The following is a 22,254-nucleotide window of genomic DNA, read 5'->3' as shown; positions in this document are numbered from 1 at the left end:
ACATATCCCATGCCGCATCCCAGCTTGGTCGCCGAGGATCGACGGCATGACCCGCACCATGCTCTTCCGTTCCAACCGTTCGCAGGCGGTGCGCCTGCCTAAGGCCGTCGCCTTCCCGGACGACGTAAAGGAGGTCGCGGTCATCCGCGACGGGGCGCGGCGCGTGATCGTGCCGGCGGAAGCGCTCTGGGACGACTTCTTTGCAGCGCCCGGTATCGATCTGCCTGAGCGCGACCAGCCCGCGGCGGAGACGCGCGAAGCCCTGTGATGCTGCGCTACGCGCTCGACACGAATCTCTGCATCCGCGTGCTGCGCGATCGTCCGCCGGCGCTGCGCGAGCGCTTCAACCTGAACGCCCAAGAACTCTGCATCTCGACGATCGTGTTGACGGAACTGCTGCACGGTGCCGCGAAGTCGCAGCGGCCCGAGCACAACAGGCACGAGGTCGGACGGTTCGCTGCGCGGCTGCAGGTGCTGGGCTTCGACGAGGCCGCGGCAGGTCACGCCGCGGAGATCCGGGCAGAGCTCGAGCAGCGCGGCCCGGCCATCGGCGGCTACGACATGCTGATCGCGGGGCACGCCCGCAGCCGGGGCCTGATCGTCGTGACGGGCAATCTGCGGGAGTTCTCGCGCGTGCCCGGCCTGCGTTGCGAGGATTGGCTCGGTGCGGCCTGACGCTGCGGGCCTCGCCGACCACGAAACCCGCGTTGCGCGCGACCTCGCCGCGCTCGGCCTGCCGCCGGCCAACTGGCCGGCGAGCGTGGAGGGACCGGATGGCAGGCCGATGGCCGACGTGCTGATCGTCGGCGCCGGCGTGTCGGGCCTGGCGGCCGCCGCCGCGCTGACGCTGCAGGGCATCCGCAACATCGCCGTGCTGGACCGCGCACCGGAAGGCGAGGAGGGCATCTGGACCACCATCGCGCGGATGCGCACGCTGCGCTCCCCGAAGTCGCTGGCGGGGCTTGCCTTCAATATCCCCTCGCTCACCTTCGGCGCCTGGTACGCCGCACGGCAAGACGAGGCGGCGTGGCAGGCACTCGGCAAGTTCCCGAACCGGGACTGGCAGGACTACCTCTCCTGGATCCGGCGCGTGCTCCGCCTGCCCGTGGAGAACGGCGTTGAGATGCTGGCGGTGCGCCCGCGCGGCGGGTTCCTGGAGGTCGAGACGAGCCACGGCGCGCGCTTCGCGCGCCACGTCGTCTTCGCGACGGGACGCTCGCGGCCGGAGAACCGGCACATCCCGGACGGCGTCCCGCGCGACCTCTGGCCGGACCTGGCGATGCATTCGGCGGATCCGATCGACGTCACGCGCTTCGCGGGACGGCGCGTGGTGGTCGCGGGCGGCTCGGCCTCGGCCTGGGACCATGCGGCGGTGGCGCTGGAGAACGGCGCGGCGCGGGTGGACATGCTGATCCGCCGCGCGGCGCTGCCGCAGGTCAACAAGGCGATCCCGGCGTTCTCGCCGCCGGTCTTCGAGGGCTGGGCGACCTGGCCGCTCGAGGATCGCTGGCGGATGCTGCTGTACCTCTTCCGCGACCACCGCCCGCCGCCGCCGGCGGAGTCCGTGCTGCGCGTGACGGAGCGCTTCGCCGACCGATTCACGCTGCACCCGTCCTCGCCGCTGGTCGGCGCCGCGCGGCAGGGGGATGGCGTGCGCGTCGCGATCGGTGGCGCGCGGCCGCGCGGGATGGAGGCCGGCTTCCTCGTGCTCGGCACCGGGTTCGAGGTGGATCTCGACGGCATGGCGGAGATCGCGGATTTCCGCGGCGGCATCGCGCTGTGGCGCGACGCCTACGCGCCGCCGCCGGCACTCGCGCATCCGCCCTTCCTGCGCTTTCCCCTGCTCGGCCCGGGCTTCGAGCTGACGGAGAGCGCGCCCGGCGCCTGCCCCGACGCGGCGCGCGTCAGGCTCTTCACCACGGCGAGCAACGCCTCGCTCGGCTACGTCGCGACGGAACTGCCGGGCGTCGTCACCGGCGCGCTGCGGCTGGCGCGGCACATGGCGGAGACGCTGTCGCGGGAGGACATGGCGCATCTGCGCGGCGTCATCGAGGCCTTCGACGTGCCCGGCCTGGCCGGCACGCCTTTCGACACCATGGGGAACGACGGATGAGCGCCGTGACGATCCACGGGATCAGGAACTGCGACACCATGAAGAAGGCGCGCGCCTGGCTCGAGGCGCGGGGCGTCGCGCATGGCTTCCACGACTACAAGGTCGCGGGGCTGGATCGCGCGATGCTGGAGCGCTGGCTGGACCAGGTGCCGTGGGAGAGGCTGCTCAACCGCGCCGGCCCGACCTTCCGCAAGCTGCCCGATGCGCGGAAGGAGGGCCTGGACCGGGAGAAGGCGATCGCGCTGATGCTGTCCAATCCGTCCATGGTGAAGCGGCCGGTGCTGGAGTCCGGCGGCAAGGTCACGGTCGGCTTCTCGCCGGAGAGCTACGCGCGGCTCTTCGAATAGGCCGCGCAGAAGCCCTCTCCCCCATGAGCAGGGGAGAGGGCGCGCGCGGCGGCCATCAGGCGGCGTCGTGCAGGATGATGCCGAGCGTGTGGCGGCTTCCGGCGCGCACGGTGCTGACGCCATGGCGCATTGCGACGCGATAGTCGCCCCGCGTGCCGCGGCGGGGACGCAGCCGCACCGCGAAGACGACCGCATCGCCCTTGCCGAGCGGCACGACCTCCGCGCGCGACTGCAGGCGCGGGCGCTGCTCCGTCAGCACGAACTCGCCGCCCGAGAAATCCTCGCCGGGGCGCGACAGCAGCACCGTCGCCTGCATCGGGAAGACGAGGTCGCCATAGACGTCCTGGTGCAGGCAGTTGTGGTCGCCCGGCCCGTAGCGCAGCAGCAGCGGGGTCGGCTTCGACTGCCCGGCGGCGTGGCAGCGCGCCAGGAACCCGGCATGGTCCGGGGGAAACCGCGCCGCGAGGCCGAGGCGCTCGTGCCAGGCATTCGCAAGCGGGGCGAGCGCGGCATAGAGATCCTCCCGCAGCGCCGGGATGGGCGGCGGCAGCGGGTGGGCGAAGTACTTGTACTCGCCCTGGCCGAAGCCGTGGCGCTGCATCACCACGCGGCTGCGGAAGCCCTCGCCGTCGTAGCGCGCGGCGAGCGCGTCGCAGGCGTCCTCGTCCAGCAGCCGCGGCAGCAGCGCCCAGCCCTGTGCGTCCAGCGCGGTCGCCAGTGCCGAGCCATCGATCGCCGTCATGCCGCTCTCCCCGATGTCGAGCGCCGGATAGCCCGCCGCGCCGCGCCGCGCCCTCCGCCGGTTGCGGCGGCATCAGCGCCCCAGGGCGGCCCAGCCCCAGCGCAGCAGCGGCGCCGCTTCGGCCGCGAAATCCGCGATCTCCCCGGCCAGCGCTGATGTCGCGACCGAGGCCACGGACAGCGCGCGGCGCGTGGTGAAGGAGCGGCGTCGGATCGCGTCCTCGATCACCGCCTCGTAGCCCCTGGGGTTGCGCTTCAGCGCGCCCTCGTCCTCGTCCAGCGCGAGGCCCGACTTCGCCAGCGCCGTGGTCACGCGCCTCCAGGCCGCGGGCTCCTCGGCGATGGCGCGGCGGAGCGCGTCCAGCGCCTTCGGCTCGGGCTGCCAGAAGCCGGCAGCGGCGAAGCAGCCTTCCGGCGCGACATGCACATAGAGCACCCCGCCATGCGGCCCGCCGCCCGAATGGCTCAGGATCGCGCCGACATGCGTCTTGTACGGGCTCTTGTCGCGGGAGAAGCGGACGTCGCGGTGGATGCGGAAGACCGCCTTGCGGGGATCGCCGCCGAGCGGGATGCGCCGCCTGGCCATCGCCGCGCCGAGCTCCGCCATCAGCGCTTCCATGGGCGCGCGCAACGCCGTCGCGTAGGTCGCCTTGTTCGCCTCGAACCAGGCGCGGTCCTGGTGTGTCGCGAGGTCGCGCAGGAAGGCCAGGCCCTCCGTCGGAAAACCCGCGAAGGGCGGCAGGGGCAGGGGCTCGGGCGCAAGCGCGGGCCTGCGGGGCATGCGCGTCACGGCCCGACGTAGAGCCGGCCCGGGATCTCGTCCACGCCGCTGCCCGCCGGCCTGGCGGGGCGGCGGCCGGGCACGGCCGCGGGCGGGCCGTCGGCGGCGATCGTGGCCAGCAGGTCGGCGCGCACCAGCGGCGCGTTCCGGTAGTACTGGTGGCCGACCCAGTTGGCGGTCACCTCGGTCTGCGGCACCAGGATGTCCGGCCCGAAATCCAGCACCACGCGGGAATAGTCCACCACCGCGACATTCGCCGGCAGGTCCTGCGGCCGGGACGGACCGGCGGCGCCGAGCCTGTCCTTGCCGTTGGCGACGCCCGACACCAGCCAGACCACGCCGTCGTCACGGTTGACGCCGATCGTCGTGAAGGCCGCGACCTCGGCGATGGCGCGCAACGCGCCGGCGGTGGGGCTGGCGCCGGGCCGGTCCAGCACGTCCCGCACGTCGTCGCCGGCCATCAGGAAGGCCTGGGCGAAGACGGGCCGCGCCTTCAGCGCCGGCAGCATCGGCTCGATCGCCTTCATGCCCCAGCGCGTCGCCTGCACGCCCATGGAATGGGCGAGGTAGACGACCTTCTGGCCGGGCCGGCGCGCGGCCGCGACGGCGGCGATCAGCTTCGCCAGCGCCGGCCCGGACTGGCCGACCTGCTGGGCGTCGTCGTCGTAGCTGACGGGGCCCCGGCCCTGGCTCGGCCAGGTGAAGGCGAAGGGTAGGAAGCTCCGGTCCCAGCCAGCCTCGAGCCAGGCGCAGAGCTTGGCCGTGCGGCTCATCGCATCGGCATAGGTGTGGTTGAAGCCATGGGTGAAGAGCAGCGGCACCGCGCCCTCGTGCTCGGCCGTCAGCAGCCACTTGGCGACGCTGTCGGCGAGCGCGTCGGCGGTGTCTGGGGCGAGCTGGAGGGTGGCGAAGTCGCACTCGCCCTCGGGCACGGGGTCGGCGAGGCCGGTGCAGCTCACGAAGCCCGTGCGCAGCGCGTCCGGTGGCTGGCAACACAGGCCGCCGAAGCGCCGCGTCTGCCCGTCGACCGCGCGGTTGGTGGCGAAGAAGACCTGGCGAGCCGGCATGACGGCATTCCCCCGCTGCTGTGGCGCGGCCGGCAGCATGGCCGGCCCGGTCCCGGCATGAAAGCCCGCCGTTGCGGCGGGCCCCCTTGTCCTCTTCCCCGCCCGAAGCGAGAGTTGGCGGACGGGCCGCCCAGGGGGGCGCCGGACGTCTACGGGAGAGCTTCAAGCATGCGTCTTGCCAAAATCGGCGCCGCGCTCGGCGCCGCGCTCCTCGGCGCGGTCACGGCGGGTTCCGCCGTCGCGCAGCCCGCGGCCGACACGGTCGGCGCGATCCGCCAGCGGGGCCAGCTGGTCTGCACCTCCGCGCCGTCCACGGTCGGCTTCTCGCTGCCGGACAGCCAGGGCGTCTGGCGCGGCATCGACGTCGACTATTGCCGCGCGGTCGCCGCGGCGATCTTCGGCGACGGCAACCGCATCCGCATCGTCCCTTCCTCGACCCAGCAGCGCTTCACCATGCTGCAATCCGGCGAAGTGGACTTGATCGTGCGCAGCACGACCTGGACGATGGCGCGAGAGGCGTCGCTCGGCATGCTCTTCGCCGGCATCAGCGTCTATGACGGGCAGGGCTTCATGGTGCACCGCGACAGCGGCGTGACCTCCGCCCGGCAGCTGGACGGCGCGACGGTCTGCGTGCAGCCCGGCACGACGACCGAGCTGAACATGGCGGACTTCTTCCGCACCAACAACCTCCGCTACACGCCGGTGGTCATCGAGAACATCGAGGAGATCCGCAACGCCTTCATCAGCCGCCGCTGCGACGCCTACACCAACGACGCGTCGTCGCTGGCGAGCTTCGCGGCCGGCCAGGGCGCCAACATGAACCGCTACCTCCTGCTGCCCGAGATCATCTCGAAGGAGCCGCTGGGCCCGGCGGTGCGCAAGGGCGACACCCGCTTCTTCGACATCGTGCGCTGGACCCATTTCGCGCTGATCACGGCCGAGGAGCTCGGCATCACCGCGGCGAACATCGACAGCTTCGCGAGCAGCACCAACCCCGACGTGCAGCGCTTCATGGGCCGCACCGGCGACCTCGGCCGCATGCTGGGGCTCGAGAACAACTGGGCGGTCAACGTCATCAAGACCGTCGGCAACTACGGCGAGGTGTGGGAGCGCAACATGACGCCGATCGGCTTCCCGCGCGGCATCAACAACCTCTGGACCCGCGGCGGGCTCCAGTACGCGCCGCCGATGCGCTGAGCGGCACGACAAGGAAGGGAACAGGGGCGGCCGGCAACGGCCGCCCTTCGTCTTTGAAGGAGGGAGGAAGAGCGATGAGGAAGCTCCTGGCCGCCGCGCTCTGCGCGCTGGCCCTTTCGACGCCGGCGGCCGCGCAGTCGCCCGCGCCGGACACCGTCGCGGCCATCCGCGCGCGGGGCGCGCTGCTCTGCGGCGTCACGCCCAACACGATCGGGTTCGCCAGCCCCGACAGCCGCGGCGAATGGCGCGGGCTCGACGCCGATTACTGCCGCGCGGTCGCGGCGACGGTGCTGGGCGACGCGACGAAGGTCCGCTTCGTGCCCACCACCGCGCAGAACCGCTTCACCGCGCTGCAGTCGGGCGAGGTGGACCTGCTGGTCCGCGCGACCACCTGGACGCTGTCGCGGGAGGCGCAGCTCGGCTTCCTCTTCGCGGGCATCAACTACCACGACGGCAACGGCTTCATGGTGCACCGGCGGATGAACCTGCGCTCCGCGCGGGAGCTGGACGGCGCCAGCGTCTGCCTGCAGCCGGGCTCGACGACGGAGCTGAACGTCGCGGACTACTTCCGGTCCAACAACATGCGCCTCAACCCCGTTCTGATCGAGAACCTGGACGAGCTGCGCACCGCCTTCGCCGCCGGGCGCTGCGACGCCTATGCCTCCGACACCTCGACGCTCGCGGCCTTCCGCGCCGGACTCGGCGAGCGCGGCAACGACTTCGTGCTGCTGCCGGAGATCATCTCGAAGGAGCCGCTCGGCCCGGTCGTGCGCAAGGGAGACCTGCGCTTCTTCGACATGGTGCGCTGGACGCATTTCGCGCTGATCACGGCGGAGGAGCTCGGCATCACCCAGGCCAACATCGACGGCTTCGCCGGCAGCACCAACCCCGACGTCCAGCGCTTCATGGGCCGCACCGGCGACCTCGGCCGCATGATGGGCGCGGAGAACGACTTCGCGGTGCGGATCGTGCGCGCGGTCGGGAACTTCGGGGAGCTCTGGGCGCGCAGCGTGACGCCGCTCGGTACGCCGCGGGGGATCAACGAGCTCTGGACGCGCGGCGGCCTGATGTACGCGCCGCCGATGCGGTGAGGTGAACCCTCTCCACCCGCAGGGGGGAGAGGGCAGGGCGAGGGGCGCGCGCCGATGAGGGCGCCTTCCTTTTCCTCGACGGCCCCGTCACCCAACCCTTTCCCCCATGAGTGGGGGAGAGGGCTATTGGGGCCTAGCCCAGCATCTCCCGCACGAGCGGGATCACCCGCGTCGCGTAGAGCCCGATGCAGCCCATCAGGTGGTCGTGGCTCAGCGCGCCGGCGCTGTATTTCAGCTGGAAGCGCTGGATGCCGAGCACGCGGATCGTCGCCGCGATCCTGCGCGCGACCGTCTCCGGCGATCCGACATAGAGCGAGCCCGTCTCGACCTCGCGGTCGAACTCCGCGCGGTCCATGGGTGGCCAGCCGCGCTCCGCGCCGATGCGGTCGCGCATGACGCGATAGGCCGGCCACATCGCCTCGCGCGCCGCCTCGTCGGTCTCCGCGACATGGCCGGGCGAATGGACGCCGATCGGCGGCACGGCGATGCCGAGCTGCCCGCAGGCCTGGCGGTAGAGATCGGCATAGGGCGCGAAGCGCGCGGGCTCGCCGCCGATGATCGCGAGCATCAGCGGCAGGCCGTATCGGGCCGCACGGATCACGGATTGCGGGCTGCCGCCGACGCCGATCCATGTCCGCAGCGGCGGATTCTCCACGAGCGGGAAGATGCGCTGGCCATCGAGCGGCGCACGCGTGCGGCCCTGCCAGGTCACGGGCTCCTGCGGAAGCAGGCGCGCGAAGAGGTCGAGCCGGTCCTCGAACAGGAGCTCGTATTTTTCGAGCGGCAGGCCGAAGAGCGGGAAGGATTCGGTGAAGGAGCCGCGGCCGAGGATCACTTCCGCGCGCCCGCCGGAAACCGCGTCCACCGTCGCGAAGCGCTGGTAGACGCGGACGGGGTCGTCGGAGCTGAGGACAGTCACGGCGGAGCCGAGCCGAATGCGCGTGGTGCGTGCGGCGATGGCGCCCAGCACCACCTCCGGCGCGGAGACCGCGAAATCCGCGCGATGATGCTCGCCGACGCCGATGAAATCGACGCCGAGCCGGTCGGCGAGAACGGCCTCCTCGACGAGGTCGCGGATCACCTGCGCGTGGGTCTTCGGCGTGCCGTCGGGCGCGGCGGTGACATCGCCGAAGGTGTCGAGGCCGAATTCGAGGGCGTGGGGCATGCGGGCTCCGGCGCGGGCGCGATGCTGGCAGGGGCGCCGCCGCGGAGGATTTACGGACCCGCACGCGGCGCGGCAAGCTCGGCCGCAGGAGGCCGCCAGGCCACTTTCCGGAGCACCTGCATGCCCGACGCCATCCTGCTCGATCGTCTCCGCGCCGCGGTGGACGCCGCCTTCGACGAGGAGGTGCGCTTCCTGCAGGAGCTGGTGCGCTTTCCCTCGCTGCGCGGAGCGGAGGCGCCGCTGCAGGACTGGATGCACCGCCAGCTCGGCGCGTGGGGCTATGCGATGGACCGGTTCAGCCTGGCCGATGTGCCGCTGGCCTCGCACCCGAAGGCCGCGCCGATGGTGGATGCCGATCCGGCGCGAAGCGTGCAGGTCGTCGCCGCGCATCGCGCCGCAAACCCCACGGGCCGCAGCCTGATCCTGCAGGGGCATATCGACGTGGTGCCGGAAGGGCCGGCCGCGATGTGGACGCATCCGCCCTATGCCGGCGTCGTGCGCGACGGTTGGCTCTACGGGCGCGGCGCGCATGACATGAAGGCCGGCGTCGCCGCCATGGTCTTCGCGATGGACGCGATCCGCGCGGCGGGGCTGGAACCCGCGGCCGATGTCTACCTGCAAACCGTGACGGAGGAGGAGAGCACCGGCAACGGCGCGCTGGCGACGCTGCTGCGGGGCTACCGCGCGGAGGCCGCGCTGATCCCGGAGCCCACTGGCCACACCATCACCCGCGCCCAGACCGGCACGGTATGGTTCCGCCTGAAGGTGCGCGGCGTGCCCGTGCACGTCATGGTCGCGCAGGATGGCACGAACGCCATCATGTCGGCCTATGCGCTGATCCAGGCGCTCTACGCGCACACCAAGACGCTGAACCAGGCGGCGCGCGCGAATGCCTGGTATGGCGCGATGCAGGATCCCATCAAGTTCAACCCCGGCATCATCCGCGGCGGCGACTGGGCTTCCTCGACGCCCGCCTGGTGCGAGGTGGATTGCCGCATCGGCCTGGTGCCGGGCACGACGCCGGAGGAAGCGATGCGCGCCGTCGAGCAGGTCGTGAAGGACGCGGCCAGGGGCGACGCCTTCCTCGCCAACAACCCGCCGGAGGTCGTCTTCCACGGCTTTCAGACCGATCCCTATGTGCTGGAGCCCGGCAGCGAGGCCGAGGCGGTGCTGGCCGCCGCGCATGCCGCCGTGCATGGCGGGGAGATGCCGGCGCGGCTCAGCACCGCGGTGAACGACACGCGCTACTACGGACTCTATATGGGCGTCCCCGGGCTCTGCTACGGGCCGAAGGGCGAGGGTGCGCATGGCTTCGACGAGCGGACCTCGCTGGCCGACCTCAAGACCTGCACGCTGACCATCGCCGCCTTCATCGCGGATTGGTGCGGGGTGAGGGAGGCGGGCTGAGGCGAAGAGAAGCCTTGCGCCGGCCTTGGCCTTCGGGCTACTACCATACTAGACGGCATAAAGCGGCGGGGAAGGAAGGCGCGTGGACAGCCTGGAGCGACCGGCCGAGCCCGCCCGCGCGCCCGCGCTGCCCGTGCTGGCCGACGCCGAAGGCCCGGTCGCGCCCCAGGTCCTGCAGCGCCTGCGCGAGGCGATCGTGCGTTGCGAGCTGCTGCCGGGCCGCGCCCTGTCCGAAGCCGAGATCGCCCGCCAGCTCGGCGTCAGCCGACAGCCCGTGCGCGAAGCCTTCATCAAGCTCGCCGAGGCCGGGCTGCTCTCCATCCGCCCGCAGCGCGGCACGGTGGTGCAGCGCATCTCCGTGGATGCCGTGCACGACGCGCGCTTCGTGCGCGAGGCCGTGGAGGCCGCGGTCGCCCGCGCCGCGGCCGAGGCGCGCGCGCCGGGGCTCGACGCGCGGCTCGCCGAGCTGATCGCGGGGCAGGAACGCTGCGCGGAAGCCGGCGACGCGCCGGGCTTCCTCGTCCTCGACGAGGCCTTCCACCGCGCGCTGGCCGAAGGCATCGGCCGCGCCTTCGCCTGGACCGCGCTGGAGCCGATCAAGGCGCAGATGGACCGCGTGCGCTTCCTGTCCTTCGAAGGCGCGACGCCGCTGCCCGAGCTGATCCGCCAGCACCGCGCCATCGCCCGCGCCGTCGTCAGGGGCCAGCCCGACCAGGCGGAGGCCGCGATGCGCGCGCATCTCCGCGAGATCCTCGCCAGCCTGCCGCGCATCGCCCGCGCGCATCCCGACTACTTCGAGCCGGCCCGGAACGGCCGGTCGCCCCAACGCAAGGAGGAAGCGTCATGACCACCAACCGTCGCACCCTGCTGCTCGCGGCCGCACTCGCCGCGCCGACCGTGAAGACCGCTTGGGGGCAGGGGCGCGTGACGCTGAAGCTCGGCCACCTCGCGAACGAGCAGAATGTCTGGCACCGCGCCTGCCTCAAGCTCGCCGAGGAAGCCGCCGCGCTGTCGAACGGCCGGATCGAGGTGCAGGTCTTCCCGAACGACACGCTGGGCCGCGAGATGGACCTGATCAACGGCATGCAGCTCGGCACCGCCGACATGACCATCACCGGCGAGACGCTGCAGAACTGGGCGCCGCTGGCGTCCCTGCTGGCGGTGCCCTACGCCGTGACCTCGATCCAGCAGATGGACGCCGTCGCGGGCGGGCCGATCGGCCAGCAGATCGCGGCCGAGATCGTGACGCGCGCGCGCGTCCGCCCGCTCGGCTATTTCGCGCGGGGCCCGCGCAACCTCACGGCCAACCGCGCCATCCGCACTCCGGACGAGCTGAACGGGCTGCGCCTGCGCGTGCCGAACGTGCCGCTCTTCGTCTCGGTCTGGCAGGCGCTGGGGGCGCGGCCGACGCCGATGGCCTTCGGCGAGGTCTTCACCTCGCTCCAGAACGGCACGATCGACGGGCAGGAGAACCCGCTCGCGCTGATCCGCAGCGCCAACTTCAACGAGGTCCAGCGCTTCGTGAACGTCACCGAGCATGTCTGGAGCTGGATCTACGTCGCGATCAGCGAGCGCCGCTGGCAGGCGATGTCCGCCGCGGACCGCGAGGCGCTGACGGAAGCCATGCGCCGCACCCAGGCCTATGAGCGGGGGCTCTTCACCGAGGATGAGCGCAACCTGGAGGCCGAGCTGAAGGCCAAGGGCATGACCTTCGTGCCGTCCGACCAGCAGGCCTTTGCGGCGAAGGCGCGGCCGGCCTCCATCGCCGGCGTGCGGGCCGAGGCGAAGCCGCTGCTCGAGCAGATGCTGGCGACCCGGGCCTGACGGGCTGAACCGGGCCGCGCGAGCGAGGCGCGGCCCGAGACGGAGTGCGACGATGGTCCTGCGACTCCTGGACGGCATCCATGTGGTGCTGCGCGTATTGCTCAGCGCGGTGTTCTGCGTCCTGCTCGCGGCCGTGGTGGTGCAGGTGGTCTCCCGCCTGACGCTGCCGCGCCCGCCGGTCTGGACGGAGGAGCTGTCGCGCTTCGCGCTGCTGTTCAGCGCGGCCGTCGGCGCGGGGCTGTCGCTGCGCACCGGCGACCTCGTCAACGTGGATGTCGTGACCTCCGCCCTGCCGGAACGTGCCAGGCGCGGGCTGGAGGCGGTCGTGATGGTCGCGATGCTCGTCTTCTGCGCCGCGCTGATCGAGCCGTCCTGGGACTTCACCGACATCGGCAGCCTGCAGGACAGCCCGGCGCTGGGGTGGAACATGTTCTGGGTGCATGCCTCGATGCTGCTCGCGCCCGTCACCCTCGGGCTCGCCTGCGTCGAGCGGCTGCTTCGAATCCTGGCGGGGGTCCGCTGATGCTCCTCACCCTGCTGGCCGTCGTCTTCGTCGTCACGCTGCTCGCGGGCTTTCCCGTCGCGGTGGTGCTGGGGCTGTCCTCGGCGGTCTACCTGCTGGCCGCGGGCCTGCCGCTCGCGATCATTCCGCAGAAGATGTTCTCCGGCATGGACAGCTTCGTGCTGCTGTCCATCCCGGCCTTCATCCTGGCGGGCAACCTGATGAATGGCGGCGGGATCACCGACCGCATCATCCGCTTCGCCAACGCGGTGGTCGGCCATGTCCGCGGCGGTCTTGCGCAGACCAATGTCGCGGGGTCCATGGTCTTCGCGGGCATCTCGGGCACGGCGGCGGCGGATGCGGCCTCGCTCGGCGCGGTGCTGATCCCGGGGATGCAGCGCGCGGGCTACCCCGTGTCCTTCGCCGCGGCGCTGACGGCGGCGGCGTCCACCGTCGGGCCGATCATCCCGCCTTCCGTGCCGATGATCATCGTGGGGTCGCTGACCGGGATCTCGGTCGGGCAGATGTTCCTGGCGGGCGCCGTCCCGGGCGTGATGCTCGGCGTCGGGATGATGATCACGGTCTACATCCTGTCGATCCGGCGGAACTTCCCGCGGGAGAGCTGGAAGGGCTGGGGCGAACTCTGGCAGGCCTTCCGCGGCGCGATCTGGGCGCTGGGCATGACCTTCCTGATCCTGTTCGGCATCGTGTCCGGCTACTTCACGCCGACCGAGGCCGCGGTGATCGCGGTGCTCTATGCCGCGGTCGTGGGCCTCTTCGTCTACAAGGGGCTGGCCTGGCGCGACATTCCCCGCCTGATCGCGGAAAGCGCGATCGCCGGCGCGGCGATCATGCTGCTGGTCGGCTTCGCCAACGTCTTCGGCTGGATCCTGACGGCGGAGCGCGTGCCGCAGGCCATCGCGGAATGGCTGCTGGGCGCGACGCGAAATCCCTTCGCCATCATCATCCTGATCAACCTGCTGCTCATCGTCGTCGGCATGTTCATGGAGACGATCGCCGCGCTGATCATCCTGACGCCGCCGCTGCTGGCGGTCGCGTCGGGCGTCGGGATCGATCCCGTGCATTTCGCGACCTTCGTGATCCTGAACCTGATGATCGGGCTGACCACGCCGCCGGTGGGCGTCTGCCTCTTCATCTGCGCCAACATCGCCAAGGTGTCGCTGGCCGAGATCAGCCGTGCCATCTGGCCCTTCCTGGTCTGCAACTTCATCGTGCTGGCGCTGGTGAGCTTCATCCCGGCATTGTCGCTGACGCTGCCCACTATCTTCTACCGTTGAGGGAGTAACGCCATGGCCACGACCGAAGCCTGCGTGCTGCATGCCCAGCGCGACCTGCGCGTGGAGAGCGTGGAGGTGGGCGAGCCCGGGCCGGGCGAGGTGCTGGTCGAGATCGGCGCGGGCGGGATCTGCGGGTCCGACCTGCACTACTACCTCGATGGCGGCTTCGGCGCGGTGCGGGTGCGCCAGCCCATGATCCTTGGCCATGAGGTCGCGGGGACGATCGCCGCGCTCGGCGACGGCGTGACGGCGCTGAAGCCCGGCGACCGCGTCGCGGTGAATCCGTCCAACCCCTGCGGCGAGTGCGAGTACTGCGCGCGGGGCGAGCCGCAGCATTGCCTCGAGATGCGCTTCTACGGCAGCGCGATGCGCTTCCCGCATGTCCAGGGCGGTTTCCGCCGGCACCTGGTCGCGCAGGCGCGTCAGTGCGTCGGGGTGGGCGACCTCGTCTCGATCGGCGAGGCCGCGATGAGCGAGCCGCTCTCGGTCGCGCTGCACGCCGTGGGCCAGGCCGGCGACGTCAGGGGCAGGCGGGTGCTGGTGACGGGCTTCGGGCCGATCGGCGGCGTCGTGCTGCTCGCGCTGCGCCACGCCGGGGCGGGGGAGATCACCGTCACCGACCTCGTGGAGGAGCCGCTGGCGCTCGCGCGGCGGATCGGCGCGGCGGCGGCGGTCAACGTCGCGACGGACAGGGACGCGCTGGCGGCGGAGGAGAAGGACAAGGGCCGGTTCGACATCGCCTTCGAATGCAGCGGCAACCCGCGCGCGCTGGCCCAGGCCATCGCCGGCGTCCGCCCGCGCGGCACCATCGTGCAGGTCGGCGTGGGCGGCGCCTTCGACGTGCCGATGAACACCGTCGTCGCGAAGGAGCTCCGCCTGGTCGGCACCTTCCGCTTCCACCCGGAATTCGAGGTTGCGGCCGGGCTGATCGCGACGCGCGCCATCGATGTCCGCCCTTTGATCACCGCGACGCGGCCGATGGCCGATGCCGTCGCCGCCTTCGACCTGGCGTCGGACCGGCGCGCGGCGATGAAGGTCCAGCTTTCCTTCTGAAGGGGCTCGCGAGATGGAAGAGACCTGGCGCTGGTTCGGCCCGCTCGACGACATCCGTCTGGAGGAGATCCGCCAGACCGGTGCCACGGGCATCGTCACCGCCCTGCACGAGATCCCCTATGGCGAGGCCTGGCCCGAGGACGCGATCCGCGCCCGCCAGGCCATGATCGAGGCGGCGGGCCTGCGCTGGTCGGTGGTGGAAAGCCTGCCAGTGCATGAGGACGTGAAGCGCGGCACCGGCGACCTGCCGCGCATCTTCGCGAACTACCGGGAGTCGCTCCGCAACCTCGGGCGCTGCGGCATCTCGACGGTCTGCTACAACTTCATGCCGGTGCTGGACTGGACGCGCACGGATCTCGCGTACCGGATGAAGACCGGCGCGCTGGCGCTGCGCTTCGACGCGGTGCGCCAGGCCGCCTTCGACGTGCTGATGCTGCAGCGGCTCGGCGCCGAGGCCGACCACCGCCCCGACGTGCTGGCGGCGGCGCGGGAGTGGTTCGCGCAATCGACGGAGACGGATCGCGACACGCTGCTGTCCTCGATCATGGCGGGGCTGCCAGGCGCCTTCGACCGCTATGACGTGCCGGGCTTGCGGCAGATGCTGGAGAGCTATGCCGGCATCGACGCGGCGGCGCTGAAGGCGAACCTCGCGCGCTTCCTGCGCGAGGTCGTGCCGGCGGCCGAGGAAGCCGGGATCGCGATGTGCATGCATCCCGACGATCCGCCGCGGCCGATCCTCGGCCTGCCGCGCATCGTGTCGAACCGGCAGGACCTGGCGGACCTCGTCGCGATGGTGCCCTCGCGGTCGAACGGGATCACCTTCTGCACGGGGTCTCTCGGCGCCGGCGTGGCGAACGACCTGCCGGCAATGGCGCGGGAGTTCGCGCCGCATGTCGCCTTCCTGCACCTGCGCAACGTGACGAAGGAACCGGACGGGTCCTTCCATGAGGCCGATCATCTCGGCGGCGACGTGGACATGCCGGCGGTGATCGCGGCCTTCCTGGACGAGGAGAAGCGGAGGGGCGAGGAGATCCCGTTCCGGCCGGACCACGGCCATGTCCTGCTGTCCGACGCCGGGCGGAAGACGCATCCGGGCTATACGCTAGTCGGGCGGCTGCGGGGCCTGGCGGAACTGCGCGGCGTCATCGCGGGGCTGCGCCATCGTGCGCCTGTCTGACGCGACGCTTTCGGCGCTGCCGGGCGGCGTCGCGCGGCCGCGCTACGACCGGGCGGCGGTGACGCCGGGGATCCTGCATCTCGGCCTCGGCGCCTTCCATCGCGCGCACCAGGCCGTGATGACGGAAGCCGTGCTGAACGACGGCGCGCGGGACTGGGGCATCGTCGCGGCGAGCCTGCGCAGCCCCGACACGCGCGATGCGCTCGCGCCGCAGGACGGGCTCTACGCCGTCGCGGCGCGCGAGAGCGACGATGAATCTCTCCGCGTGATCGGTGCCCTGCGCGGCCTGCATGTCGCGCCGGAGGATCCGGCCGCGCTGCTCGACGCCATGGCCGATCCGCGCATCCGCGTCGCGTCACTGACCGTGACGGAGAAGGGCTATTGCCACGACCCCGCGACCGGCACGCTGGATGAGACGCATCCCGACATCCGCCACGACCTCGCGACGCCGGCGGCACCGCGTTCCGCGCCCGGCTTTCTCGTGGAAGCGCTGGCGCGGCGGCGCGCGGCCGGCCTGGCACCCTTCACCGTGCTATGCTGCGACAACCTCCCGCATAACGGCGCGACGGTGCGCGGCGTGGTGACGGGGATGGCGGCGCTGCGCGACCGCGGGCTGTCCGACTGGATCGCGAACGAGGTCGCCTTCCCCTGCACCATGGTGGACCGCATCGTCCCCGCGACGACGGAGGAGGACCGCGCGCGCATCGCCGCCGCCCTGGGCATGGACGATGCCTGGCCGGTCGTGGGCGAGCGGTTCAGCCAGTGGGTGATCGAGGACCGCTTCCCGTCGGGCCGCCCTGACTGGGCGCTCGGCGGCGCGACCTTTGCCTCGGATGTCGCGCCCTTCGAGCTGATGAAGCTCCGCATGCTGAACGGCGCGCATTCCGCGCTGGCCTATCTCGGTTATCTCGCGGGGCATGAGACGGTGGCCGAGGCGTCGAACGATCCCGTGCTGGCGGCGTACCTCCGCGGCTTCTGGGCGGAGGTCGCGCCGACGGTGCCGGCGCCGCCGGGTGTGGATCTGCGGGACTATGCCGCCGGCCTGCTCGCGCGCTTCCGCAACCGTGCGCTGCAGCACCGGACGTGGCAGATCGCGATGGACGGGTCGCAGAAGGTGCCGCAGCGGCTGCTCGGGCCGGTGCGCGACAGGCTGGGGCAGGGGGCCGCGATCCCGCATCTCGCGCTCGCGGTGGCGGCGTGGGTGCGCTACGTCGGCGGCGTGGACGAGGCCGGTGCGGCGATCGATGTGCGCGATCCGCTGGCCAGCGTGCTGAAGGCGAAGCTGGACGCGGCGGGCGAGGATCCCGCGGGGCGCGTCGCGGCGGTGCTGGGTGTGGAGGCGGTGTTCGGCGCGGACCTGTCGCGAGACGTACGCTTCGGCGCGGCGGTGACGGAGGCCTATGCGGCAATCCTGCGGGTCGGCGCGCGACGCGCGGTGGAGCGTTTGACGACGGGGTGAGGCGCCGGCGCGTTCGACGTGCGCAGGCGTCGAGGTGCTTGGCCGGTTGCGCTCACCCCGACCCGCCTCGCTGCGCTCGGCACCCTCCCCCGCTCGCGGGAGAGGGTTTTCAATCCGCGCGGGCGCCGCTGGCGCGGACCAGCGGGACCCAGAGGTCGATCTCGCTGAGCAGGAAGTCGTGGAAGCGCTGCGGCGTCCAGCCGCGCATCGCGGGCGTGCCCATCTCGTCGAAGCGGGCGTTGATGGCGGGATCGCTCAGCGCCTGGTCGATCGCCTGCGCCATGCGGGTGACGATCGGCGATGGCGTGCCCGCCGGCGCATAGATCCCGTACCAGGAATAGGCCTTGTAGTCGCCCAGGCCCACCTCGCGCGCGGTCGGCACGTCCGGCACGGCCGGGCTGCGATCGTCCGTCGCGACGAACATCATCCGGGCGGTGCCCGCGCGGTGGAAGGGCGCGAGCAGGGCCGGGATGTCGGAGGTGAAGGCGATCTCGCCCTGGTTCACCGCCAGGAAGGTCTGGCCGGGGTTGCGGTAGGTCACGTGCTCCGCCGTCGCGCCGATGCGGCTGAGGAAGGAGGAGGAGGCGATGTGGCCCGAGGTGCCCGCGCCGGCGCTGCCGTAGCTGTATCGGCCGGGATTGGCGCGCAGCAGCGCGATGAACTCCTGCGCGTTGGTCACGCCGAGCTTCGACGAGGCGATCATGCCGATCGGGATGAAGACGGTCGGCGCGACGCCGACCAGGTCCTTCACGGGATCATAGGGCAGGCGCGAACCGTAGAGCGGGATGGCGAGCGCCATGTTGGAGACGGTGGCGAGCAGGAAGACCTCGCCGTTCGGCGGCGACTTCGCGACGTAGTCGGCACCCACGGTGCCGCCGGCGCCGACGCGGTTCTCGATGACGACGGGCTGGCCGAGGATCTCCGACAGCTTCGGCGCGATCAGCCGCGTCGTGATGTCGGTGCCGCCCCCCGTGCCGAAGGCGACCACGATCCGGATCGGGCGCGTCGGCCAGGTCTGGGCATGGGCCGGCAGGGCGAGCGGCGAAGCCGCGAGGGCAAGGGCGGCGCGACGGCGTAAAGCGGGCATGGCGGAACCTCCGACCGCCATGAAGACACGAAACCGCTGACTTGCGGAGAGGCCGGGCTGCGTCAGCCCGCAGGCGGCGGGGCGACGGGGAGCGCGGCGGCGTAGGGCTCGATCATCACGCCTTCCTGCCGCATCACCGCGACCCTCTCGCGCGTCGCGAACTGGGTGGAGCCGTCGGCAACGCGGGTGACGGCGTAGCGCCAGCCCGTGATCTGGCCATTGGCGGCCAGCGCGCGGGCCAGGCGCTCGACCTCGCTGCCTGGGCCCATGGCGGCGAGTTCGGCCGGGGTGAAGCCCATCGTGACCTCGCCGCGCGTGGTGACGACGCGGAAGAGGCGGATGGGGGCGCCCGGCTGGGTCTGGGCCTGGGCGGCGATCGGCAGGGCGAGCGCGGCGGCGGCCAAGCGGCGGGTGATGGCGATGGGCATCGGTGAGCTCCTTGTGTCGGTGAGCCCATCCTGCGCCGGTCGCGTTTCGCCCGGACTTCGCGCGGCGCGCTTCTTTGTTTCGACTGTTTCCTGCGCGCCCTGCCGGCAGGCCTATTCGCGGATGTTCAGGCTGCGGACCAGCGGGACCCAGGTCGCGTTCTCGTCCCGCACGAAGGCGGCGAAGCGGTCCGGGGTCCAGCCGCGCATGGCGGGCGTCCCCATCTCCTCGAAGCGGCGGGCGATGGTGGGGTCGGAGAGCACCTGCTCCACCGCGGCGGCCATGCGGTCCACGATCGGGCGCGGCAGGCCGGCGGGGCCGAAGAAGCCGTACCAGGAATAGGCCTTGTAGTCCGGCACCCCGGCCTCCCTCGCCGTCGGGATGTCGGGGATGATGGAGGAGCGCTCATCCGTCGCGGTGAAGAGAATCCGCGCCGTCCCGGCGTCGTGGAACGGCTTCAGCAGGGAGGGGATGTCCATGCAGTAGTGGATCTCCCCGGCCTGGAGTGCCGCGAAGACCTGGCCGCCGCCGCGATAGGGGACGTGCACGGCCTCGGCGCCCACCTTGATGGCATAGGTCGCGGCCGCGATGTGGCCGGAGGAGCCGACACCCGAGGAACCGAACTGGAAGAAGCCGGGCCGGGCGCGCATGGCAGCGGCGAATTCCGTCGCGTTGCGGGCATTCACGCCGCGCGTCGTGACGCCCATGCAGATCGGCACGAAGACCGTCGGCGCGATGGGCGTGAGGTCGCGCACGGGATCGAAGGGCATCGGCGCCGACAGCCCCGGCGCCAGGCCGATCGGCGAAAGGGTGGTCAGCACCAGCACCTCGCCGCTCGGCGGCAGCTTCGCGACGTAGTCCGTGCCGACCACGCCGCCGGCGCCGGCGCGGTTCTCGATCACGACGGGCTGGCCGAGGATGTCCTGCAGCCGCGGCGCCAGGATGCGGGTGGTGACGTCGGTCCCGCCGCCGCCGCCGAAGGGCACCACGATACGGAGTGGCCGGGTCGGCCAGCCTTGCGCGAGCGCCGGCCTGGCGAGCAGCCCGGCGCCGGCCGCGAGCAGCCCGCGGCGGCCGATGGTGGTGATGGTCATGGCGTCGGTCCCCCGGGTGTCGCGTCGCGATGTTGCCGAGGCCCGCCCGCGCCGCAAGCCCTGTGGATCACGAGGACATCGGGGATCGTAACGCGATCCCGGTAGCGCGTCGGCGCGTCTCCGTGGTCCAAGGATTGAGGCGTGGTTTTGGCTTGCATCACTGAACGAAACGGGAACAATCGCGTGCTAGATGCGCTCCTCGACAAAATGCAACGGGGAACCAATTGGGCATCTGTGGTGTTTGGCGGAGTGTGGCAACACTACATCTTGTTGCGGTGGGCCCAGCCGTCGCATGCTCCGCGTGATGGGGGAGTCGCCCCGGGTCACCGGGGCTGATTGGGGGGTTAAGTCGTGTTCGATGCAGTTCAGCTTGAGGGTCACAGCCAAGTCCGCATCGATCGGTCGCGCGATGCGCTGCTGACCGATTTCGGGAAGGCGACGCTCGACGATCGTTACCTGATGCCGGGCGAGTCGTACCAGGACCTGTTCGCGCGCGTGGCCTCGGCCTATGGCGACGACGCCGCGCATGCGCAGCGGATCTACGACTACATCTCGAAGCTGTGGTTCATGCCGGCGACGCCGGTGCTGTCCAATGGCGGCACGACGCGCGGGCTGCCGATCTCCTGCTTCCTGAACGAGGCGTCGGACAGCCTGGAAGGCATCGTCGGGCTCTGGAACGAGAATGTCTGGCTGGCGGCGAAGGGCGGCGGCATCGGCTCCTATTGGGGCAATCTGCGCGGCATCGGCGAGAAGGTCGGCAAGAACGGCAAGACCTCCGGCGTCATTCCCTTCATCCGGGTGATGGACAGCCTGACGCTCGCGATCAGCCAGGGCTCGCTGCGGCGCGGCTCGGCGGCCTGCTACATCCCGGTCAACCACCCCGAGATCGAGGAATTCCTCGAGATGCGGCGCCCGACCGGCGGCGACCCCAACCGCAAGGCGCTGAACCTGCACCACGGCATCCTGATCCCCGACGCCTTCATGCGTGCCGTCGAGGCCGACGAGGATTGGGCGCTGGTCTCGCCGAAGGACGGCAGCCTGGTGAAGAAGGTTTCGGCGCGGTCCATCTGGATCCGCATCCTCACCGCGCGGATCGAGACGGGCGAGCCCTACATCATCTATTCCGATCACGTGAACCGGAACCGGCCGGAGCACCACAAGTTGGCGGGGCTCGAGGTGAAGACCTCCAACCTCTGCTCTGAGATCACGCTGCCGACCGGCATCGACCAGCACGGGCAGGAGAGGACGGCGGTGTGCTGCCTGTCCTCGCTCAACCTCGAGACCTGGTTCGAGTGGCACAAGGAACCCGACTTCATCCCCGACGTGATGCGGTTCCTCGACAACGTGCTGCAGAACTTCATTGACACCGCGCCGGATTCGATGGCCCGCGCCCGCTATTCCGCGATGCGCGAACGCTCCGTCGGCCTCGGCGTGATGGGCTTCCACAGCTTCCTGCAGGCGATGAACGTCCCCTTCGAGAGCGTCGTCGCGAAGGTCTGGAACAAGAAGATGTTCCGGCACATCCGCGAAGGCGCCGACCGCGCGTCGCGGATGCTGGCGGAGGAGCGCGGGCCCTGCCCGGATGCCGCGGAATACGGCTTCATGGAGCGCTTCTCGAACAAGATCGCGATCGCGCCGACGGCGTCCATCAGCATCATTTGCGGCGGCGCCAGCCCTGGCATCGAGCCGATCGCGGCGAACGTCTACAACCACAAGACGCTCTCGGGCTCCTACATCGTGCGCAACCCGTACCTCAAGAAGGTGCTGGCGCAGCACGGGCAGGACACCGACGAGGTCTGGACCGCGATCACCGTCCGCAAGGGCAGCGTCCAGCACCTGGAATTCCTGACGGAGCAGGAGAAGGCGACCTTCAAGACCGCCTTCGAGCTCGACCAGCGCTGGGTGGTGGAGCATGCGGCCGACCGCGCGCCCTTCATCTGCCAGTCGCAGTCCGTGAACCTCTTCCTGCCGGCCAACGTGCACAAGCGCGACCTGCACCAGATCCATGTCATGGCGTGGAAGAAGGGGGTGAAGTCGCTGTACTATTGCCGCAGCCTGTCCATCCAGCGCGCCGACGCCATCAGCGAGAAGGTCGTCGGCCAGGGCGACGTGATGACGAAGCACGCGGACGAACAGCAGCCCTCGCTGAACCTGGTGCAGCCCGCGGCGAACGCCGCGAATTACGAGGAGTGCCTGGCGTGTCAGTGACCGACGCGGCGACGGACGCCGCCGAGCTTGCCGCGCGCCGCGCCAGCGTCTCGCGCCAGCTCGACCTGGTGCTGGACGAACGCGGTCCCGTGCAGCTGGTGCGCCGGCTGATCGCCGACCTCGACGACATCTCCGCCGAACTCGCGCGTGCCTTGCGCGAGCCCGCGGAGAGCACGCCCGACGGGCGCTGACCTCCCCCCTCAACACCTGATTTCCC

The 22,254-nt window shown here is 71.3% G+C and carries 23 protein-coding genes; 16 read left to right on the top strand and 7 right to left on the bottom strand.

Annotated elements, in window-relative coordinates:
- Window positions 1-46: 46 nt before the first annotated feature.
- From vapB to ACLF3M_RS13355, 4 genes are read left to right on the top strand one after another with little or no spacing between them, the layout of a single operon-like run.
- The gene (gene vapB / locus ACLF3M_RS13370; protein WP_430657429.1) at window positions 47-268 is read left to right on the top strand and encodes a type II toxin-antitoxin system VapB family antitoxin; all 222 of its coding nucleotides are present in this window, start codon (window positions 47-49) and stop codon (window positions 266-268) included.
- Window positions 268-675 carry a type II toxin-antitoxin system tRNA(fMet)-specific endonuclease VapC gene (vapC, locus tag ACLF3M_RS13365; protein WP_430657428.1) on the top strand — a complete coding sequence of 136 codons (408 nt, stop codon included), beginning with the start codon at window positions 268-270 and terminating at the stop codon, window positions 673-675. The genes vapB and vapC overlap by 1 nt, the downstream gene beginning before the upstream one ends.
- On the top strand, window positions 665-2,113 hold the full coding sequence (locus ACLF3M_RS13360; RefSeq protein WP_430657427.1) for an NAD(P)-binding domain-containing protein: 1,449 nt from the start codon (window positions 665-667) through the stop codon (window positions 2,111-2,113). Before vapC ends, ACLF3M_RS13360 begins: the two co-directional genes overlap by 11 nt.
- On the top strand, window positions 2,110-2,460 hold the full coding sequence (locus ACLF3M_RS13355) for an arsenate reductase (RefSeq protein WP_430657426.1): 351 nt from the start codon (window positions 2,110-2,112) through the stop codon (window positions 2,458-2,460). The genes ACLF3M_RS13360 and ACLF3M_RS13355 overlap by 4 nt, the downstream gene beginning before the upstream one ends.
- Before the next feature lie 55 nt (window positions 2,461-2,515).
- Here ACLF3M_RS13355 and ACLF3M_RS13350 read toward each other — a convergent pair whose 3' ends face one another.
- The 3 genes from ACLF3M_RS13350 to ACLF3M_RS13340 all read right to left on the bottom strand — a co-directional run bounded on the left by ACLF3M_RS13350 (window position 2,516) and on the right by ACLF3M_RS13340 (window position 5,049).
- Window positions 2,516-3,202, bottom strand: a complete 687-nt coding sequence (locus ACLF3M_RS13350) for a 2OG-Fe(II) oxygenase (protein WP_430657425.1) — start codon at window positions 3,200-3,202, stop codon at window positions 2,516-2,518.
- 72 nt (window positions 3,203-3,274) lie between these two features.
- Window positions 3,275-3,982, bottom strand: a complete 708-nt coding sequence (locus ACLF3M_RS13345; protein WP_430657424.1) for a DUF2461 domain-containing protein — start codon at window positions 3,980-3,982, stop codon at window positions 3,275-3,277.
- Between the two features lie 5 nt (window positions 3,983-3,987).
- Window positions 3,988-5,049: an alpha/beta hydrolase gene (locus ACLF3M_RS13340; RefSeq protein WP_430657423.1), complete on the bottom strand. Its 1,062-nt coding sequence runs from the start codon at window positions 5,047-5,049 to the stop codon at window positions 3,988-3,990.
- 168 nt (window positions 5,050-5,217) lie between these two features.
- Here ACLF3M_RS13340 and ACLF3M_RS13335 point away from each other — a divergent pair, with 168 nt between their 5' ends.
- Both ACLF3M_RS13335 and ACLF3M_RS13330 read left to right on the top strand, forming a co-directional pair.
- Complete coding sequence (locus tag ACLF3M_RS13335) at window positions 5,218-6,246, top strand: amino acid ABC transporter substrate-binding protein (RefSeq protein WP_430657422.1); 1,029 nt, start codon at window positions 5,218-5,220, stop codon at window positions 6,244-6,246.
- A gap of 74 nt (window positions 6,247-6,320) precedes the next feature.
- A complete protein-coding gene (locus tag ACLF3M_RS13330; RefSeq protein ID WP_430657421.1) occupies window positions 6,321-7,337 on the top strand; it encodes an amino acid ABC transporter substrate-binding protein in 1,017 nt (338 codons plus the stop codon).
- Window positions 7,338-7,470: 133 nt separating this feature from the next.
- Here the strand turns inward: ACLF3M_RS13330 and ACLF3M_RS13325 are convergent, their stop codons facing one another.
- Window positions 7,471-8,502, bottom strand: a complete 1,032-nt coding sequence (locus ACLF3M_RS13325; protein WP_430657420.1) for an LLM class flavin-dependent oxidoreductase — start codon at window positions 8,500-8,502, stop codon at window positions 7,471-7,473.
- Window positions 8,503-8,622: 120 nt separating this feature from the next.
- On the opposite strand from ACLF3M_RS13325, the gene ACLF3M_RS13320 reads away from it, so the two are divergent.
- The 8 genes from ACLF3M_RS13320 (at window position 8,623) to ACLF3M_RS13285 (ending at window position 17,222) form a co-directional block, all read left to right on the top strand.
- Complete coding sequence (locus ACLF3M_RS13320) at window positions 8,623-9,909, top strand: ArgE/DapE family deacylase (RefSeq protein WP_430657419.1); 1,287 nt, start codon at window positions 8,623-8,625, stop codon at window positions 9,907-9,909.
- Window positions 9,910-9,991: 82 nt separating this feature from the next.
- A complete protein-coding gene (locus tag ACLF3M_RS13315; RefSeq protein WP_430657418.1) occupies window positions 9,992-10,756 on the top strand; it encodes a GntR family transcriptional regulator in 765 nt (254 codons plus the stop codon).
- Window positions 10,753-11,733: a TRAP transporter substrate-binding protein gene (locus ACLF3M_RS13310; protein ID WP_430657417.1), complete on the top strand. Its 981-nt coding sequence runs from the start codon at window positions 10,753-10,755 to the stop codon at window positions 11,731-11,733. The genes ACLF3M_RS13315 and ACLF3M_RS13310 overlap by 4 nt, the downstream gene beginning before the upstream one ends.
- Before the next feature lie 52 nt (window positions 11,734-11,785).
- Window positions 11,786-12,256, top strand: a complete 471-nt coding sequence (locus ACLF3M_RS13305) for a TRAP transporter small permease (protein WP_430657416.1) — start codon at window positions 11,786-11,788, stop codon at window positions 12,254-12,256.
- Window positions 12,256-13,533, top strand: a complete 1,278-nt coding sequence (locus tag ACLF3M_RS13300; RefSeq protein WP_430657415.1) for a TRAP transporter large permease — start codon at window positions 12,256-12,258, stop codon at window positions 13,531-13,533. The genes ACLF3M_RS13305 and ACLF3M_RS13300 overlap by 1 nt, the downstream gene beginning before the upstream one ends.
- 12 nt (window positions 13,534-13,545) lie before the next feature.
- Window positions 13,546-14,586 carry an L-idonate 5-dehydrogenase gene (locus tag ACLF3M_RS13295; protein ID WP_430657414.1) on the top strand — a complete coding sequence of 347 codons (1,041 nt, stop codon included), beginning with the start codon at window positions 13,546-13,548 and terminating at the stop codon, window positions 14,584-14,586.
- 13 nt (window positions 14,587-14,599) lie between these two features.
- Window positions 14,600-15,763 carry a mannonate dehydratase gene (uxuA, locus tag ACLF3M_RS13290; protein ID WP_430657413.1) on the top strand — a complete coding sequence of 388 codons (1,164 nt, stop codon included), beginning with the start codon at window positions 14,600-14,602 and terminating at the stop codon, window positions 15,761-15,763.
- Window positions 15,750-17,222, top strand: coding sequence for a mannitol dehydrogenase family protein (locus ACLF3M_RS13285; protein WP_430657412.1), 1,473 nt, complete (start codon window positions 15,750-15,752; stop codon window positions 17,220-17,222). Before uxuA ends, ACLF3M_RS13285 begins: the two co-directional genes overlap by 14 nt.
- 109 nt (window positions 17,223-17,331) lie before the next feature.
- On the opposite strand, the gene ACLF3M_RS13280 is transcribed toward ACLF3M_RS13285, so the two are convergent.
- The 3 genes from ACLF3M_RS13280 to ACLF3M_RS13270 form a co-directional block, all read right to left on the bottom strand.
- Window positions 17,332-18,309 (bottom strand): Bug family tripartite tricarboxylate transporter substrate binding protein, encoded by a 978-nt coding sequence (locus ACLF3M_RS13280; protein WP_430657411.1) that lies wholly within the window; start codon window positions 18,307-18,309, stop codon window positions 17,332-17,334.
- A 62-nt stretch (window positions 18,310-18,371) separates the two neighbouring features.
- On the bottom strand, window positions 18,372-18,737 hold the full coding sequence (locus ACLF3M_RS13275) for a hypothetical protein (RefSeq protein ID WP_430657410.1): 366 nt from the start codon (window positions 18,735-18,737) through the stop codon (window positions 18,372-18,374).
- 111 nt (window positions 18,738-18,848) lie between these two features.
- Window positions 18,849-19,829 (bottom strand): Bug family tripartite tricarboxylate transporter substrate binding protein, encoded by a 981-nt coding sequence (locus ACLF3M_RS13270; RefSeq protein WP_430657409.1) that lies wholly within the window; start codon window positions 19,827-19,829, stop codon window positions 18,849-18,851.
- A gap of 351 nt (window positions 19,830-20,180) precedes the next feature.
- Between ACLF3M_RS13270 and ACLF3M_RS13265 the strand changes: the two genes are divergently transcribed.
- Window positions 20,181-22,037, top strand: coding sequence for a ribonucleoside-diphosphate reductase subunit alpha (locus ACLF3M_RS13265; protein WP_430657408.1), 1,857 nt, complete (start codon window positions 20,181-20,183; stop codon window positions 22,035-22,037).
- Entirely contained in the window at window positions 22,028-22,228 is a 201-nt protein-coding gene (locus ACLF3M_RS13260; RefSeq protein WP_430657407.1) for a hypothetical protein, read from the top strand. The genes ACLF3M_RS13265 and ACLF3M_RS13260 overlap by 10 nt, the downstream gene beginning before the upstream one ends.
- The last annotated feature ends 26 nt before the right edge of the window (window positions 22,229-22,254 follow it).

Origin of the sequence: Falsiroseomonas sp. HW251 (genome assembly GCF_050563545.1) — a bacterium.
Taxonomy (GTDB): Bacteria; Pseudomonadota; Alphaproteobacteria; order Acetobacterales; family Acetobacteraceae; genus Falsiroseomonas.
The sequence above is the reverse complement of the archived record's forward strand: the minus strand, read 5'-3'. Positions and strand labels throughout refer to the sequence as shown.